Annotated in this window: 20 protein-coding genes; 11 read left to right on the top strand and 9 right to left on the bottom strand. The window is 58.5% G+C overall.

All coding sequences use genetic code 11. From position 1 onward, the window contains the following. Nucleotides 1-41 precede the first annotated feature (41 nt). The 8 genes from AC2FGC_RS19750 (at nt 42) to AC2FGC_RS19715 (ending at nt 7,060) form a co-directional block, all read left to right on the top strand. A complete protein-coding gene (locus tag AC2FGC_RS19750; protein WP_496726686.1) occupies nt 42-305 on the top strand; it encodes a metal-sensing transcriptional repressor in 264 nt (87 codons plus the stop codon). Between the two features lie 3 nt (nt 306-308). Next, complete coding sequence (locus AC2FGC_RS19745; protein ID WP_496726687.1) at nt 309-1,541, top strand: MFS transporter; 1,233 nt, start codon at nt 309-311, stop codon at nt 1,539-1,541. Between the two features lie 34 nt (nt 1,542-1,575). Beyond that, entirely contained in the window at nt 1,576-2,004 is a 429-nt protein-coding gene (locus tag AC2FGC_RS19740) for an Lrp/AsnC family transcriptional regulator (protein WP_496783242.1), read from the top strand. Between the two features lie 73 nt (nt 2,005-2,077). Beyond that, the gene (locus tag AC2FGC_RS19735) at nt 2,078-2,767 is read left to right on the top strand and encodes a lytic transglycosylase domain-containing protein (protein ID WP_496783240.1); all 690 of its coding nucleotides are present in this window, start codon (nt 2,078-2,080) and stop codon (nt 2,765-2,767) included. 9 nt (nt 2,768-2,776) lie between these two features. Beyond that, nucleotides 2,777-4,864 (top strand): flagellar biosynthesis protein FlhA, encoded by a 2,088-nt coding sequence (gene flhA, locus AC2FGC_RS19730; RefSeq protein WP_496726689.1) that lies wholly within the window; start codon nt 2,777-2,779, stop codon nt 4,862-4,864. Continuing rightward, nucleotides 4,861-5,634, top strand: a complete 774-nt coding sequence (locus AC2FGC_RS19725; RefSeq protein WP_496726690.1) for a flagellar biosynthetic protein FliR — start codon at nt 4,861-4,863, stop codon at nt 5,632-5,634. Before flhA ends, AC2FGC_RS19725 begins: the two co-directional genes overlap by 4 nt. Beyond that, nucleotides 5,631-6,716 (top strand): flagellar type III secretion system protein FlhB, encoded by a 1,086-nt coding sequence (gene flhB, locus AC2FGC_RS19720; RefSeq protein ID WP_496783239.1) that lies wholly within the window; start codon nt 5,631-5,633, stop codon nt 6,714-6,716. Before AC2FGC_RS19725 ends, flhB begins: the two co-directional genes overlap by 4 nt. After that, on the top strand, nt 6,716-7,060 hold the full coding sequence (locus AC2FGC_RS19715) for a hypothetical protein (RefSeq protein ID WP_496726692.1): 345 nt from the start codon (nt 6,716-6,718) through the stop codon (nt 7,058-7,060). The genes flhB and AC2FGC_RS19715 overlap by 1 nt, the downstream gene beginning before the upstream one ends. A gap of 37 nt (nt 7,061-7,097) precedes the next feature. On the opposite strand, the gene AC2FGC_RS19710 is transcribed toward AC2FGC_RS19715, so the two are convergent. The 9 genes from AC2FGC_RS19710 to AC2FGC_RS19670 are packed head-to-tail and all read right to left on the bottom strand — an operon-like array spanning nt 7,098 to nt 11,666. After that, the gene (locus tag AC2FGC_RS19710; protein WP_496779919.1) at nt 7,098-7,625 is read right to left on the bottom strand and encodes a flagellar basal body-associated protein FliL; all 528 of its coding nucleotides are present in this window, start codon (nt 7,623-7,625) and stop codon (nt 7,098-7,100) included. 12 nt (nt 7,626-7,637) lie between these two features. Beyond that, on the bottom strand, nt 7,638-8,369 hold the full coding sequence (gene flgH, locus AC2FGC_RS19705; protein WP_496726695.1) for a flagellar basal body L-ring protein FlgH: 732 nt from the start codon (nt 8,367-8,369) through the stop codon (nt 7,638-7,640). Continuing rightward, nucleotides 8,369-8,785 (bottom strand): flagellar basal body P-ring formation chaperone FlgA, encoded by a 417-nt coding sequence (gene flgA / locus AC2FGC_RS19700; protein ID WP_496783237.1) that lies wholly within the window; start codon nt 8,783-8,785, stop codon nt 8,369-8,371. The genes flgH and flgA overlap by 1 nt, the downstream gene beginning before the upstream one ends. After that, on the bottom strand, nt 8,785-9,570 hold the full coding sequence (gene flgG / locus AC2FGC_RS19695; RefSeq protein ID WP_496783235.1) for a flagellar basal-body rod protein FlgG: 786 nt from the start codon (nt 9,568-9,570) through the stop codon (nt 8,785-8,787). Before flgG ends, flgA begins: the two co-directional genes overlap by 1 nt. Nucleotides 9,571-9,591: 21 nt before the next feature. Next, the gene (locus AC2FGC_RS19690) at nt 9,592-10,302 is read right to left on the bottom strand and encodes a flagellar hook-basal body complex protein (RefSeq protein ID WP_496726698.1); all 711 of its coding nucleotides are present in this window, start codon (nt 10,300-10,302) and stop codon (nt 9,592-9,594) included. Further along, entirely contained in the window at nt 10,302-10,574 is a 273-nt protein-coding gene (locus AC2FGC_RS19685) for a flagellar biosynthetic protein FliQ (protein ID WP_496726699.1), read from the bottom strand. The genes AC2FGC_RS19690 and AC2FGC_RS19685 overlap by 1 nt, the downstream gene beginning before the upstream one ends. A gap of 4 nt (nt 10,575-10,578) precedes the next feature. After that, complete coding sequence (gene fliE / locus AC2FGC_RS19680; RefSeq protein ID WP_113789169.1) at nt 10,579-10,869, bottom strand: flagellar hook-basal body complex protein FliE; 291 nt, start codon at nt 10,867-10,869, stop codon at nt 10,579-10,581. Nucleotides 10,870-10,880: 11 nt separating this feature from the next. After that, nucleotides 10,881-11,267, bottom strand: a complete 387-nt coding sequence (gene flgC / locus AC2FGC_RS19675; RefSeq protein ID WP_496726700.1) for a flagellar basal body rod protein FlgC — start codon at nt 11,265-11,267, stop codon at nt 10,881-10,883. 12 nt (nt 11,268-11,279) lie between these two features. Beyond that, a complete protein-coding gene (locus tag AC2FGC_RS19670; protein ID WP_496726757.1) occupies nt 11,280-11,666 on the bottom strand; it encodes a FlgB family protein in 387 nt (128 codons plus the stop codon). Nucleotides 11,667-11,752: 86 nt separating this feature from the next. Here AC2FGC_RS19670 and AC2FGC_RS19665 point away from each other — a divergent pair, with 86 nt between their 5' ends. From AC2FGC_RS19665 to AC2FGC_RS19655, 3 genes are all read left to right on the top strand, one after another. Further along, nucleotides 11,753-13,090, top strand: a complete 1,338-nt coding sequence (locus AC2FGC_RS19665; RefSeq protein WP_496726701.1) for a FliI/YscN family ATPase — start codon at nt 11,753-11,755, stop codon at nt 13,088-13,090. 84 nt (nt 13,091-13,174) lie between these two features. Further along, nucleotides 13,175-14,011, top strand: coding sequence for a flagellar motor protein MotB (locus AC2FGC_RS19660; RefSeq protein ID WP_496726702.1), 837 nt, complete (start codon nt 13,175-13,177; stop codon nt 14,009-14,011). A 98-nt stretch (nt 14,012-14,109) separates the two neighbouring features. Beyond that, a complete protein-coding gene (locus AC2FGC_RS19655) occupies nt 14,110-15,405 on the top strand; it encodes a flagellar hook protein FlgE (protein WP_496726703.1) in 1,296 nt (431 codons plus the stop codon). The last annotated feature ends 13 nt before the right edge of the window (nt 15,406-15,418 follow it).

Below are 15,418 nucleotides of genomic sequence, written 5' to 3'. Positions count from 1 at the left end.
ATACGTTGACCATATCCCTATGGGGGGGATAGGGTTATTACATGACACAGCACAAACACGAGTCGCACCCGCAGATCCATGCGCGTTTGAAACGGGCGCACGGACATTTGGCCAGGGTAATATCCATGCTCGAAGATCAAGACCCCTGCACCGACATCGCACAGCAGCTTTTTGCGGTTGAAAAGGCGATTACCAACGCCAAACGGGCCTTGATCCACGATCATATTGATCATTGCCTGTCGCCAACCACCGCAGCCAAAGACCCGGAAGTGGAAGACTTCAAAACCATCACAAAGTACCTCTGACCGATGCTGAGCGTCCTGAAGAACCGTGTCTATCGGCATTTACTGGCGGCTCAGGTGGTCGCGTTGATGGGAACCGGGCTGGCGACGGTTGCCTTGGGGTTGCTCGCCTTTGATTTGGCCGGTGACGCGGCAGGTATGGTTCTGGGAACCGCCCTGACCATCAAGATGGTGGCCTACGTGGTTGTCGCCCCGCTCGCCGCTGCGTTTGCAGAACGGCTGGACCGACGCAAAATGTTGGTGGCGCTGGATCTTGTGCGTGCCGCCGTTGCGCTTTGTCTGCCGTTCGTGACCGAGATCTGGCAGATCTATGTGTTGATCTTCCTGCTGCAATCGGCCTCTGCCGGCTTCACCCCTGCCTTTCAGGCAACGATCCCGGATGTTCTGACGGATGAGCAGGACTATACCAAAGCCCTCTCGCTGTCCCGGCTGGCCTATGACCTCGAAAGCCTGCTCAGTCCCGCTCTGGCTGCAGCGCTGTTGTTGATCATGAGCTTCGACAGCCTGTTCTGGGGCACAAGCTTTGGGTTCATTGCATCGGCAATCCTTGTCGTGTCGGTCGCCCTGCCTTCGCCCAAACCGACGAAACGGAGGGGGATTTACGACCGGACGACCCGTGGCATCCGCCTATACCTTGGTACGACACGGTTGCGCGGCTTGCTGGCGTTGACCTGGACGGCCGCGTCAGTCAGCGCGATGGTTATCGTCAACACTGTCGTAATCGTGCGCGCTGATCTTGGGCTGTCGGAAAGCGCTGTGGCCGTAGCATTGGCCGGGTATGGGGGCGGCTCGATGGTGGCGGCCTTCATCCTGCCGTCTCTTCTGAACAACTACGAGGATCGCAGCGCTATGCTGGCTGGTGCAGCATTCGGGACACTTACGATGGCCGTTGCAGCGGGGTTGTTCGCCTCGACCCAGATGACTTTGTGGGGGCTCGCAGTGTTATGGGCAGGTGCTGGCTTTGGCTATTCAGCCACTCTGACACCCTCCGGCCGTCTGCTGACACGCACGGCCCGCCCGGAAGACCGACCAGCAGTTTTCGCCGCGCAGTTCACCCTGTCCCATGCCTGCTGGCTGGTACTGTACCCGATGGCCGGGTGGCTGATGACCACCAAAGGAACCGAACAGACATTGATCTGGATGACTGTGGCGGCCCTTTTGGGGCTTGGTGTTGCGCTTCTGATCTGGCCGCGCTCCAGGCAGAAAATCACGTCGGGCGAACACGCTGACAAACCTTGAGCATCCCAAGGTATTTGCACTACACCTTGGCCCTATGGATCAGCTTGACCGCCGCATCATCACAGCCCTGCAGCACAACGCCCGCGAATCTACGACTAAGATCGCGGCGAATCTCGGTGTGGCCCGGACCACCGTGCATGAACGCATCCAACGGATGGAAGAACGCGGCGTGATTGCCGGGTATTCGGTGGTTCTGAGCGAGCCCGAAGACGCCCCGCGCGTTCAGGTCGTTGTCTTGCTTGAGGTTCAGCAAAAAGAGACCAAACGTATTATCAAGCGGCTGGAAACTTATCCCGAGGTCAAGCTCTGCCTATCGATCAATGGGGAATTCGACCTACTGCTGTCCGCCGAAGCCCCTAGGATCGAGGATCTGGACATTCTGGTCGACGAATTGGCCAAGATCCCCGGGGTTTTGCGAACCAACACCAGTGTCGTGTTCGGCCGCCGGATCGACCGAAACTGAGCGGCCGATAACCCTCTGTAAACCCTGACACAGCTAGCTTGGCCCGGACTGATCAGAATCCCGGACCGGCAGAATGCCATATCGAACGATCTTAGGACTGACCTTGGTGACGCTGTTGGCTGCGCCGCAGGGTTTTGCCATGCCCAACACCCGAACAGCCCGCATCTGCGACCACGCCGCCCAGCGCGCCGCCCGGTCCGAAGGTGTGCCACTAGATGTCATGCGCGCCATTGTCCGCGTTGAAACGGGCCGCACAGCTGACGGGGCACTGCAACCCTGGCCCTGGACGATCAATGTTGAAGGAAAGGGCATTTGGTTCACCTCAGAGTTCGAGGCAAAATCATATGTGTTCGACATCTTCAAAGCAGGCAAACGCAGCTTTGATATCGGGTGCTTCCAGATCAATTACCGTTGGCACGGCAAGGCGTTCCGCTCGATCGACGCCATGTTCGACCCAGATGAAAACGCCACATATGCCGCGCGGTTTCTGAAAGATCTATATGCCGAGCTGGGCTCGTGGAAAGCTGCCGCCGGGGCCTATCACTCGCGCACACCCGCTTTGGCGAACGCCTATGTGGCGCGTTTTCAAACCGTTCTGGCTCAGTTGGATCAGCAAACCCCAAACGCATTTGCGACGCGCGATCCGTTTACCGGGGCTGCCGATCCATTAATTCCACGTCGGGCAGAGCCTGCCAACACTGGCGCGATGGGATCGCTAGTACCGGTGGCTGGTGCCGCGACGGCCTTCATACAGTTCAACTAGGAGCTTTGTGTGCCCAAGATCGACGCCCGTTCGCTTTTCTCTCCGACCGTGCTGCTGGCGCTGGCGTTGATGACTGTCATCGTAATGATGATCCTGCCTATGCCCGCATGGGTTCTGGATGTTGGCCTGTCCGCCTCATTCGCGCTGGCGATTCTGATCTTCACACTGACGTTGTTCATCGAACGCCCGCTGGATTTTTCGTCATTCCCAACCATCCTGCTGGCCTCGCTGATGCTGCGACTGTCGCTGAACGTGTCCTCGACCAAGCTGATCATCGGTCAGGGGCATACCGGCCCTAACGCAGCCGGAGATGTGATCGAAGGCTTTGCGAACTTCGTCATGGGCGGCAGCATCTTTCTGGGCCTTGTCGTGTTTGGTGTGCTGCTGATCGTGAATTTTATGGTCATCACCAAGGGCGCGGCCCGCATGGCCGAAGTCGGCGCGCGATTTGCTCTGGACGGAATGCCCGGCAAACAGCTGGCCATCGACAGCGACATGTCCGCCGGGGCCATTGATCATCAACAAGCGAAAGAGCGCCGCGAACGTGAACAACAGGAAACCACGTTCTTCGGCTCGCTCGACGGGGCCTCGAAATTCGTCAAAGGTGATGCGGTTGCCGGGCTGTTGATCACGCTTCTGAACCTTGTGATGGGCCTGATTATGGGCGTGATCGTGCAGGGAATGCCCATCTCTGCCGCGTTTGAGACCTATGCCATTCTGACTGTTGGCGACGGACTGGTCTCGCAAATTCCCGCCGTGATCATCTCGATCGCTTCGGCACTTTTGCTGGCGCGGGGCGGAACCCAGGGTGCGACCGACAGCGCGATCTTCTCCCAACTGGGGCGCCACCCTGCGGCGCTGGGCACAGTGGCGATGCTGATGGTGTTATTTGCGTTGGTGCCCGGCCTGCCCTTTTTGCCCTTCATCCTTGGCGCAGGCGTTCTGGGCTATGCGGCCTATTCGGTGCACCGCAAACAGAAGGCCGAGGCCGACGCGGAACATGCGCCCTCGACGCAGGATGAGACCCCGGTTTCCCAAGCCATCGGGGACATTCTGGATCTGGACGACGTCCACCTGGAATTCGCCCCTGATCTTGTCAGCATGGTTCTCAACCCTGGCACCGGGCTGGACGCACGAATTGCCAATATGCGCACATATGTCGCCTCAGGCTTTGGACTGATCCTGCCTGACATCCGCCTGACCGACCGGGCGGAACTTCCACTGGGAACCTATGTGATCAAGGTACAGGGGGTCGAACAGGCACGCGGTGTTCTCAACCCTGATCTGGTACTGGCGCTGGTGCAGGACGGCCATGACATGCTGCCTGAAGGCAATGATGTGACCGAACCTGTTTATGGCGCTCCGGCGCGCTGGATTCTACCAAAGGATCAGGAAGCCGCGGCGCTGAGCGGCGCGACCATCGTTTCTCCCCCCGAGATTTTGGCGACACATCTGCTTGAGATCATCAAACAGAACTTCGCGCGGCTGCTGACTTTGAAATGCCTGCGCCGCCTGCTGTCCGAGATGACACGGCTTAGCGATCCGGTTCGGGCCGAAGCGAACCGCAAGCTGCTGGACGAGCTGATCCCGGACAAGGTGCCAATCGACACGTTACATTCTGTTTTGCGCCTGCTGCTGGAGGAAAAAGTCTCGATCCGTAACATGGCCCTGATCCTTGAAACTGTGGCCGAGGCGCGCTTGACCACGACGCAACCCGAAGGGATTTGCGAGTTGGTCAGGCAAAGATTGGGATTCCAGTTGGTTGCCGACATGAAGCGGGGGGACGGTTCCATTCCGCTGATCCAGCTTGCGCCTGAATGGGAAGACACGTTTGCCTCGTACCAGATCGACGCGCCCAACGCTGGATTGGATGTCGCCCTGCCGCCGAACCTGTTCAACAAACTGGCAGATGGTGTCGTCGAAACCGTCTCGCAATCCGCCGATCACGGGGTGTTCCCGGCAGTCGTAACCTCAACCCGCCGACGTCGATTGCTGCGCACGATCATGCAGGCGCGGGGGGTGTCGAATCCGGTCCTGTCCTTTGAGGAAATCGGGCTCGAGGCCAGACCCGCATTGGTCGGAACGATACCCGCATGATCGCTGTGCCTCCAGCGTTGCTGCCGGAACTGGCAGATGGTCTGTGGCACCTCTTTGCCGTCTTCCTGCGCGTGTCGGCGCTGGTATCGCTGTTACCCGCCTTCGGGGAACGCAGCATTCCAACCCGCGTCAAGCTGGGGATCGCCGCGGCATTTACACTGATCGTGACGCCCGCCGTTCCAGCGCCTGACCACGGGCAAGGGTTATTGCCTTTGGCGCGGATGATTGGCTCCGAAACACTTGTCGGGCTGGCACTGGGCATTGGACTGCGCCTGTTCGTGCTGGCCTTGCAAACTGCGGGGTCCATCGCGGCACAATCGGCATCTCTGTCGCAGATTCTGGGCGGGGCCGCTGTCGATCCTGTTCCTGCAATGGGATATCTGTTGACACTCGCAGGTCTGACATTGGCGGTTCTGCTAGGCCTGCACATCCGCATCGCGCAATTTCTGATCCACAGCTACACGCTGTTTCCAATGGGCGTTGCTCCGCTGGCACCGGATATGTCGCAATGGGGCGTGAAACACATCGCGCGCAGTTTTGGTCTAGCGTTCAGCCTGGCCATGCCCTTCGTCATCGCGTCGCTGATCTATAACCTTGCGCTTGGGGTCATAAACCGGGCGATGCCTCAGTTGATGGTGGCCTTTGTCGGTGCCCCCGCGATCACCTTCGCGGGTTTGTTTCTGCTGTTTGCTGGCATCCCTTTGATCTTGTCAGTGTGGTCCGATGCCTTGTTCGCCTTCATTGTGAACCCGCTTGAGGTCAAAAGATGAGCGGTCAGGACGACGACAGTGACAAGTCCTTTGAGGCGACACCGCAAAAGCTGCAGAAAGCGCGCGAAAAAGGGGAAATCGCCAAGTCCAACGACCTGAACGTTGTGGCGGCCTATGTCGGTTTGCTGGTTGCTATGCTTGCTGCGGGGCAATTCGCGGTGCGCAACATAGGAACGTTGTTTGTCGTGTTGATTGATCAGGCAGATGATTTTGGCCAACTGCTGACAACAGGTTCGGCGTCCAGCCCCGTCGGGGGGATGCTGCAGACGGCTGCATTGTCTGTTTCGATCCTGTTTGGCCTGCCCGCCGCCGCCGTCCTGCTCAGCCTGATTTCACAACGTGCGCTGGTTTTTGCGCCCACCAAGCTGAAACCCAAGATGTCGCGCATTTCGATACCGTCCAATGCCAAGAACAAATTCGGGCGCAGCGGCTTGTTCGAATTTGCCAAGAGCTTTGCAAAACTGGTGATTTACTGCACATGCCTGGCGCTTTTCCTGCGGGCCAACCTCAGCGAGATTCTGTCCGCAAGCGCGACTCAAGCCCAGTCTTCAGTGATGCTTATGATGAATCTGCTGTTTCGGTTCATGTTCATCGTCATTGCGGTGGCTCTGACCATCGGTGTGGTCGACTACATCTGGCAATACGCCGAACACATGCGCAAGAACCGGATGTCGCGCAAGGAAATCCAGGATGAGACCAAAGATGCCGAAGGCGACCCGCATGTAAAACAGCAACGTCGTCAGCGCGCCCAGGATATCGCAACCAATCAAATGATGGCCGAGGTGCCAAAAGCCGATGTCGTGATCGTGAACCCAACCCATTTTGCCGTCGCGCTGAAATGGTCCCGGACCGCCGGATCGGCACCTGTTTGCGTGGCCAAGGGCGTGGATTCCGTGGCCGCCGCGATCCGCGAGGCCGCCGGGGCGTCTGGCGTCCCGATCCATCCCGATCCGCCAACGGCACGTGCGCTGCACGCCACTGTTGAGATCGGGCAGCAGATCTCGGAAGAACACTACCGCCCCGTTGCCGCCGCTATTCGGTTTGCCGAGGCGATGCGCAAACGGGTGAAGGGGCAAATCTGATGCAACGCACACAGCTGCGGGATCTGGCCAAAGTGACCGAAGCCTCGTTTCAGCGAGAATACCAATCCCTGCGCCCGCTGCTGGAGGCCGAGGCACGGGTACAACAACAATTGGCCCGACTTGACGCCCAAGTCCAACAAACCCGGCAAGAGACAGCGTCTGCAGAAAGTTACCGTGTTACCGGCACAGATGTTCTCTGGAACGGGTGGGAATCGGCGACACGCAGGCAGCTCAACATGCAACTTGCGCGGTTACGAGCACAAAAGCTGACAGCCCTTGCGAATCTGCGCGTCGCATTCGGGCGCAAGCAGGCGGTTTCCAACTTATGCAAAAAACACCAGTAAGGACCTGCCAGTGATCCAACCAGGGCCCGCCGACCCGTCACGTATCCTGACGGTTCACACTCATGATCAAAACCTTTGAAACATCGTCCCCCAGATCCTTGCGCGCCTCATCCAGCAACGCCTCGCGTAAGACCCCCAGGTTATCCGAGCGGGTGAAGTTCCCGTCAAAACCACCGGTATTGGCGTGGTCGAACAGTACCTGTAAAAAGCGGTCACGCAGTTTGGGTTCCGAGGCATAGAACGGCTCGGCCATTCCAGGTGTGACCTCAAGGCTTAGCGACATGGTGACAAGTGCAGCAATCCGATCCGATTCCACGATCGGAACCACGAATTGCTTGGTCAGCTTCAGATACTCATAAGAACCCAAACCGTCCTTTTTGTCCGCTTTGCCGGATTTTTTTGCCGTGGCTTTCGGGTCTTTCTTCTTAGTCTTGTCTTGTTTTGACTCGACGTTCATATCTTTGGCACCTTCGGCCTTTTTGTCCGAAGGGGCCAGAAACACGCCTGCCGCAATGCCACCACCCAAGCCCGCGAAAAGAAGGACGACCGGGATCAGTTTTTTCATCACTCCCTCCCCTCAGAATGGCAAAATTGAATCCAGGATTTGCTGCCCGTAACGGGGCTGCTGAACGTCAGAGATCTGACCGCGACCACCGTAGGACACACGCGCCGACGCGATCTTGTCGTAGGTAATCTCATTCTGGCGCGAGATATCCTGAGGGCGCACGTAGCCCGCGACCAAAAGTTCACGCAGCTCAAAGTTGACGCGCAATTCCTGCGACCCCGAGATCGAAAGCACCCCGTTTGGTAAAACATCAATCACGGTTGCGGCCACCCGCAGGGTCAGCTTTTCCTTTCGCTTTACTGATCCTTTGCCTTTGCTGGTCGACGAGGAATCGATCGAAACAGCTTCGTCCAGGGATGCGCCGTTTGGCAGGTGCTCGGCCGCGCGTTGCGGTAATCCAAACAGTCCCGGCACCTCAAGACTTTCCGAGCCGCTACGGGATCGGTTGGTGTCATTCGATATCTCGGCCTTTTCGTCCAACTCGATCACGACCGTCAAGATGTCCCCTTTCTTGATCGCGCGCTGATCTCCCAGCAGGGACTGCTGACCTCCGCTCCAAAGCGAGGATTTGTCAACGTTGCGCGCCGACTGCGTATGCAAGGGCAAGCCGGGCCAAAGCATCGCCACATGTTCCGGCGATTCATCATTGGGCGTAAAGCTTGGCGGTTTGCCAAGGTGATCCACGCGGCCACAGGCCGACACGATGAGAACGGCAACCAACAGAGTTTTTGAAAGTGCAGACATCATTTTACCTCAATCTGGCCGTTCGGCCGGATACGTCCGGTGACGGTTGTGCGTGACGACAGGTTCATGACCCGGATACGATCCCCGACCGCGCCGCGGCCCAATGCGCGACCTTCGGCGGTGATGGACAGGGGGCGGCGGTCAAAAACAAGAACGACAAGATCGTTTCGATCCACAATTGCCGGCGGACCGAAATCGCCCTCACGAATAGGACGCCCGGGGTAGAGGGCGACGCGCGCCTCTTGTCCGATCAGAAAGTCCGCATTGCTCACCGCGTTTGGAACCATCTGATCCTTGGTTTCCAGGTCAGTGGCTGAAATGATTTCCTTGGCCCGGATGGTACGTTTCGACACCACAATTTCAGCCATTGCCGGGATCGGAGCCGCCAAGGCCAGAACAAAACTCAGAACCCGCATCACCGCACCTGCGTCGTTGCGCTCATCATCTGATCGACAGCGGATATGACCTTGGCATTCATTTCATACCCTCTTTGTGCCTCGATCAGTTCGGTGACCTCGCGCACCGCATCGACCGAACTGTCCTCAAGATAGCCCTGCCGCAGCGTGCCCACCCCATCCTCTCCAGGTGCGCCAACCACAGGCGCGCCCGAAGCTTCGGTTTCCTTGAACAGGTTGCTGCCAATCGCCTCGAGCCCCTTGGCGTTGGAAAAACTGGCCAGGGTGAACTCTCCCAGCAGTTGCCCCTCTGGCGCGTCGTCGAAATAGGCATAAACCTCGCCCGCTGGGTTAATCGAGATCGACCGCGCATCGTCAGGAATGGTAATTTCGGGTGCTACGGCAAACCCGTCCGAGGTTACGATCAACCCCTCGGCGGATCGTTTCAGGCTGCCATCGCGGGTATAGCCGGACTGTCCGTTGGGCAGCGTCACCTCCAGATAACCGCGCCCTTCGATTGCAACATCCAGATCGCTTCCGGTGGCTGAAAGGGCGCCCTGCGACAGCTGCGCGGTCACCGCAGCCGGGCGCACCCCTAGGCCCAACTGGATACCCGTTGGCAGAACCGTGCCGTCATTGGCATTGACCGCACCCGCCCGTGCCACCTGCTGATAGTGCAGATCTGCAAACTCGGCTCGCCGCGCGTTGTAGCCCGTAGTGTTCATGTTCGCGAGGTTGTTCGATATCGTCTCGACCCGCAGTTGCTGCGCCGTCATTCCCGTTGCCGCAATTTTCAAAGCTCGCATGTCAAATTCTCCTTGTCCAAATCAGCGCATCAGCGCCTTGAGCGCGCCGCGCACCCGTTCGTCTTCGGTTTCCAGAAAGCTCTGACCCAATTCATAGGCGCGCTGGATTTCGACCATGCGCGAGACCTGCGCGATGGCATTCACATTCGATCCTTCGAGAAAACGGTGGATGACCACGGGTTCTTCGACTGGTTCAATGTCGCCCTCGGCCCGGAACTGCGTGCTGCCTTCACGCATCAGCGTTTTGGGATCGGCAACGCGGTAAACCCCGATTTGGCCCAGCAATTGCCCGTCGACACTCAGCGTACCGTCGCTGCCGACATCAATGGATGCCGCGTCCGGCGGGATAAAAACGGGCGCGCCATTGCTGTCCAGCACGCGGTGCCCATCCATGGTCACCAGATCCCCGTCCGCGTTGGATGAGAACGCACCGGCACGGGTCAGACGGTTGCCCGCGGGGGATTCAACCATAAAGAACCCATCCCCTTCGATGGCGAAGTCGAACTGCCCTCCGGTTTCGGTCAGCACGCCTTGCTGCAGCGAGGTATTGCGCACTTCGGCGCGGCTCATGGACAGGGACGGGTTTCCGGGCATATCGCGTACGAATTCCGAGAAAACCAAACCTTGCGCGCGGTAGCCGGTCGTGCTGGCATTGGCGATATTGTTCGCCACCAGGCGCATTTCGTTCATCAGACCCGATTGCCGGGACAGGGTGACATAGGCAGTATCCATCAGCGACCTCCTGCGATTAAAGGGATGAGTGTTCCTGCGAAGAACGTGACCAGCGTCTGGGTCATGAACCCCATCGAAATCCAGAACACGATGACTATGGCGATCAGTTTGGGCACGAAGGTCAGCGTCATCTCCTGCACCGAGGTCAGCGCCTGGAACAGACCAACGATCAGGCCCGAAACCAGCGCCACCGCCAGGATCGGAACCGAAGTGATGACTGCGACCCAAAGCGCCTGACGTACGATGTCATAGAACAGACCTTCGCTGAGCATTGCGTCAGACCGGCATCCGCAGGATTTCCTGGTAAGCCTCGACCACCTTGTTGCGCACGATCACAGCTGTTTCTACCGCCAGTTCGGTCTGCGCCAGCGCCTGCACCAAGGCATGCGGATCGGCCTGCCCGGTCATTGCGGCCTGCGACATCTGCTCGGACTGTTTCAGCGTCGCGGCAAAGTCCTGAAACCCTGCCCGCAGCCCCTGGGCCATTCCGGCATGGTCTGGGTCAGCTTGCGTTGCGGGGCGCGCGCCCGCATAACTCTGGGCGGCATTGATTGCTCGGATATCCATTCTGGTGTCCTTTACTTTCTGAGGAGGTCCATAAGGCTCGACGACATCTGACGAGTCTGATCGAACATCTTTAGGTTGGCTTCGTAACTGCGTTGCGCCTCGCGGGCGTCGGCGATCTCGATCATCAGATCGACGTTCGAGCCACGATAGTGACCCGTGTCATCGGCCATCGGATGACTTGGGTCGTAAATGCGAGACAGCGCACGGCGGTCCAGCTTGACCCGCCCAGCCTGCACCATTTCGTTGCCGCCTTTGTTCACGGCCTCAAACGGAACTGTCTTGCGCCGATAACCCGGCGTATCCGCGTTCGAGATGTTTTCGGACACATGGCGCAAACGCGCGGCCTGTGCGCGCAAGGCGCTGGCAGAGGCGGTCAGGGAATGGGAAAAGTCACTCATCCTATGGCCCCCTTATGCCCGGCCGACGCTGCTGCGCAGAATGTTCATTGAAGATTTGTAGATCGCCAGGGCGCGATCATGCTGACGCTTGACCTCAACGCCCTTTAGCACCTCTTCCTCGACGGAAACGCCATTGCCGTTTGGGTCACCCGAAGGGGTGGCTTCAATCTCAGCCCAGGGCTTTGGGCCACCAACACCATTCAGATGTCCCGCCCGCGTGGCAGTCATGGCGACCTCACGACCCGCGCTTTCGAATGCTTTTTGAAAGGCCTCGATATCGCGGGGCTGGTAGCCTGGCGTATCCGCGTTGGCCATGTTTCGTGCAATGACGGATTGCCGTTGCCCGGCATGGGTTGCCATTGCGTACGCGGTTTTAAAGACGTTCAGGTCATAGAACATCGGGGCTTCTCCCTCGATCAATTTCAATCAAGGCTTAACCCCGATTCCTTTAAAAACCGTTTTCAGAAACCGTTGGAGAACCCACGATGTCCGATCTCGACCCGATGCTTTTGAAATGTGAAATCGACCGCCTGACTGCCACACGCCATATGGGGCATGTGGCCAGCGTCGCGCGCGGGGTTATAGAAGTTGAAGGCCTCGCAACGCATGCGCGGATCGGGGATCATGTGACCTTACGCCGACGCAATGGGCCGAATCTAGCAGGCGAGATATTGCATGTCGAATCGGATCTGATTCACATGCTGCCCGCCACGGCACCGGACGGGGTCTGCCTTGGTGACAGAGTGATTCTGAACCAAACACCAGCCTTTGCGCCGGGAATGCATTGGTTGGGACGAGTGGTTGACCCGTTTGGCAATCCATTGGACGGAAAACCGCTGCTGTCGGGAATTCAGGAGCAGGACATAATGCAAGCGCCTCCACCTGCGGTCGATCGCAAACCTTTGGGTCAACGAATGGAGACTGGTCTTGCGATGCTGAACACTATGCTGCCCATCGTTCAGGGTCAGCGCATTGGACTGTTCGCCGGCTCTGGCGTGGGAAAGTCCACGCTGCTAGCAACGCTGGCGCGGTCGATGCAGGCGGATGTGGTTGTCGTGGCGCTGGTCGGTGAGCGTGGGCGCGAAGTGAACGAGTTTGTCGAACACGCGCTGGGTGCTGAGGGGATGAAGCGGTCGGTCGTGGTGGCCGCAACGTCTGATCAATCCGCCCTTGCGCGCCGCCGTTGTGCCTGGTCCGCGATGTCGGTGGCGGAATACCTGCGCGACCGGGGGCTGAACGTGCTGTTTCTGGCGGATTCGGTCACTCGGTTTGCCGAGGCGCATCGTGAGATTGCCGTGGCCATGGGCGAACGGCCTTCGCTGCGCGGATTTCCCCCTTCTGTAACCCCTTTAATTGCCGCCCTGTGCGAGCGGGCCGGGACAGGCACGGAAGAGCAGGGCGACATCACAGCCGTGTTCAGCGTTCTGGTTGCAGGATCTGATATGGATGAACCCATTGCCGATATCCTGCGTGGCGTTCTGGACGGCCACATTGTCCTGAGCCGTGAGATCGCCGAACGCGGCCGGTTTCCGGCCATTGACCTGAGCCGCTCGGTCTCGCGCAGCCTGCCGAGTGCGGCCACGGCGGAAGAGAACCTGTTGATATCCCAAACCCGCCGACTGGTTGGCAGCTATGAGCAATCCGAAGTTATGATCAGGGCCGGGCTTTACTCCGAAGGCGCGGACCCACTTCTCGATCAGGCGGTACGTGTTCATGATGATCTGGACGGCTTTTTCGCCAAACCCGAAACGGAAGACATCCAGAACAGCTTCAACCACCTGCAGCTGATCCTGCGTCGGGCAGGAACCGCTTTGGCGCAGTAGAGATATCTCGACAGTTTTAAACGTTAAGCCTGCCTTAAGACCTGCGCTGATACCTTGGTATCGGGTGATAAAAAGGTGGTGGAGATGGGTGCGCAATCCAATGCGGCGCCAATCATCATCAAGAAGAAACGTGTGTCCGGTGGCGATGGTCACCACGGTGGCGCGTGGAAAGTCGCATATGCCGACTTTGTCACGGCCATGATGGCGTTCTTCATGTTGATGTGGCTGCTGAATGCAACGACGGAAAAACAACGCAAAGGACTGGCGGATTACTTTTCTCCGACAATCCCCGTGAATCCGGTGTCTGGCGGCGGTGACGGCGCCTTTGGCGGCAACAATATGTTCTCGGAAAAGACCATGGTGATGGATGGTTCGGGCGCCAGCCAGAAAAGCCCAACCGTTGCGCGGCAGGCACGTGGTTCGGTTGGCGTGAACGCCGAGGGCGGCAAGGAAAACCTCGAGGATTTCTCGACGCTTGAAGCCAAGCTTTTGGGGCGCACCGGTGAAAGCCTGGTCTCGGACAAGGTCCTGAAACACATCGTCACGCAGGTCACAGATGAAGGTTTGGTTGTCGAGCTGTTCGATACCGAGGATCAGCCGCTGTTCGAATCGGGGACCGATAAGCCCACCGCCATGATGCGCGCACTGGCGTTGCTGGTGGCGCGGTCTTCGGACCTGGTGCAGAATGCAGTCGCCGTCGAAGGACATGTGCGTGCATCGCCGGTTGTCCTGGCGCAAAACCCGGCCTGGGATCTGTCGACGGCCCGCGCGCAGGCAGCGCGTCAGATGCTGCAAGGCAAGGGCTTGGCCGCCGAAAGGCTGGATCGGGTCACGGGCCACGCAGACCGTGAATTGACAGCCAAAAACCCGATGGCCGTTCGCAACAACCGGATCGAGGTCATCTTTCTGCGCACGCCCTAGACCCAAAAGGATAGAACGCATTTTACCTGTTAGCGTGCTGTTAAGGGCCAGTACGTTAGCTGTTGCATCACGTTTTGACGCAACAGAAGGGCGTGCCAATGACAATTTCCTCTTCGCTGAATGCCGGTGTGGCCGCTTTGAAGGCCAACGCGAACCGGCTGGCGACCATCTCTGACAATATCGCCAACTCGTCCACCTTTGGCTACAAACGGGTTGAGACCGACTTTCACTCGATGGTCACCTCCGGTCAGGGTGGAAGCTATTCGGCAGGCGGCGTCAGAACCACGAGTCAACGCATGATCGACCAGCGTGGATCGCTGGTCACAACGAACAATTCAACCGATTTGGCAGTGCGCGGCCGTGGCCTGCTGCCCGTGCGACCCAGCTCTCAGGTGGCGTCAAACTCGAATGAGATGCTTCTGACCACAACTGGCTCGTTCCGCACCAATGAGCAGGGTCATCTGGTGACGCAATCGGGGCTTGTTTTGTTGGGTTGGCCCGCTGGCCCCGACGGATCGATCCCTAATGTGCCAAGGGATACGCCAGCTGCGCTGGAACCCGTCAAACTCAGCGTCAACCAACTAACCGGTTCACCGACCACAAGCATGAACCTTCGCATGAACCTTCCGGCCACGGCGACGGATGCCGGCGCACCGGGTGACGCACAGCCTTTGTCTGTTGAGTATTTTGACAACCTCGGAAAATCGGAATCCGTGAATATTGAACTGGTCCCGACCGTGCCCGGTACGGGCTCCAGCAATGAATGGACGATGACACTGCGCGATACCGCATCTGGCGGTGCGGTGATCGGAGAGTACCGCCTGACCTTCACCGACAGCCGAACCGCAGGCGGCACGCTGGCCAGCGTGACCACCATATCGGGTGGTGCTTACGATCCGGCAAATGGCAGTTTTGTGGTGAACGTGGATGGCGGGCCGATGGAGATTAATATCGGTCAGATTGGCGACAAAGATGGAATTACCCAGCTGTCGGATACATTTGCCCCCGTATCGATCACGCGCGACGGTGCCCCCGTTGCAACGATGACAGGCGTGAAGGTGGATGAAAACGGGTATGTCTACGCGCAATACGACAGCGGTGTCAGCCGGCGCGTGTACCAGATTCCGCTTGTCGATGTTCCCAATCCCAATGGGTTAACGGCGCAGGATAATCAGACCTATGCGCCATCCCGCGACAGCGGAACGTTCTTCCTTTGGAACGCGGGCGATGGGCCGACCGGCGATCTGGTATCCTTTGCACGCGAGGAATCCACGACCGATGTCGCAACTGAACTGACCTCGATGATCCAAACGCAGCGGGCGTTTTCCTCCAGCGCCAAGGTGATCCAGACCGTCGACGAGATGCTGCAGGAAACCACAAACATCAAACGTTGATCCGGGGCTTTGA

Source organism: Ruegeria sp. CDSC054 (assembly GCF_059610645.1).
The sequence above is the reverse complement of the archived record's forward strand: the minus strand, read 5'-3'. Positions and strand labels throughout refer to the sequence as shown.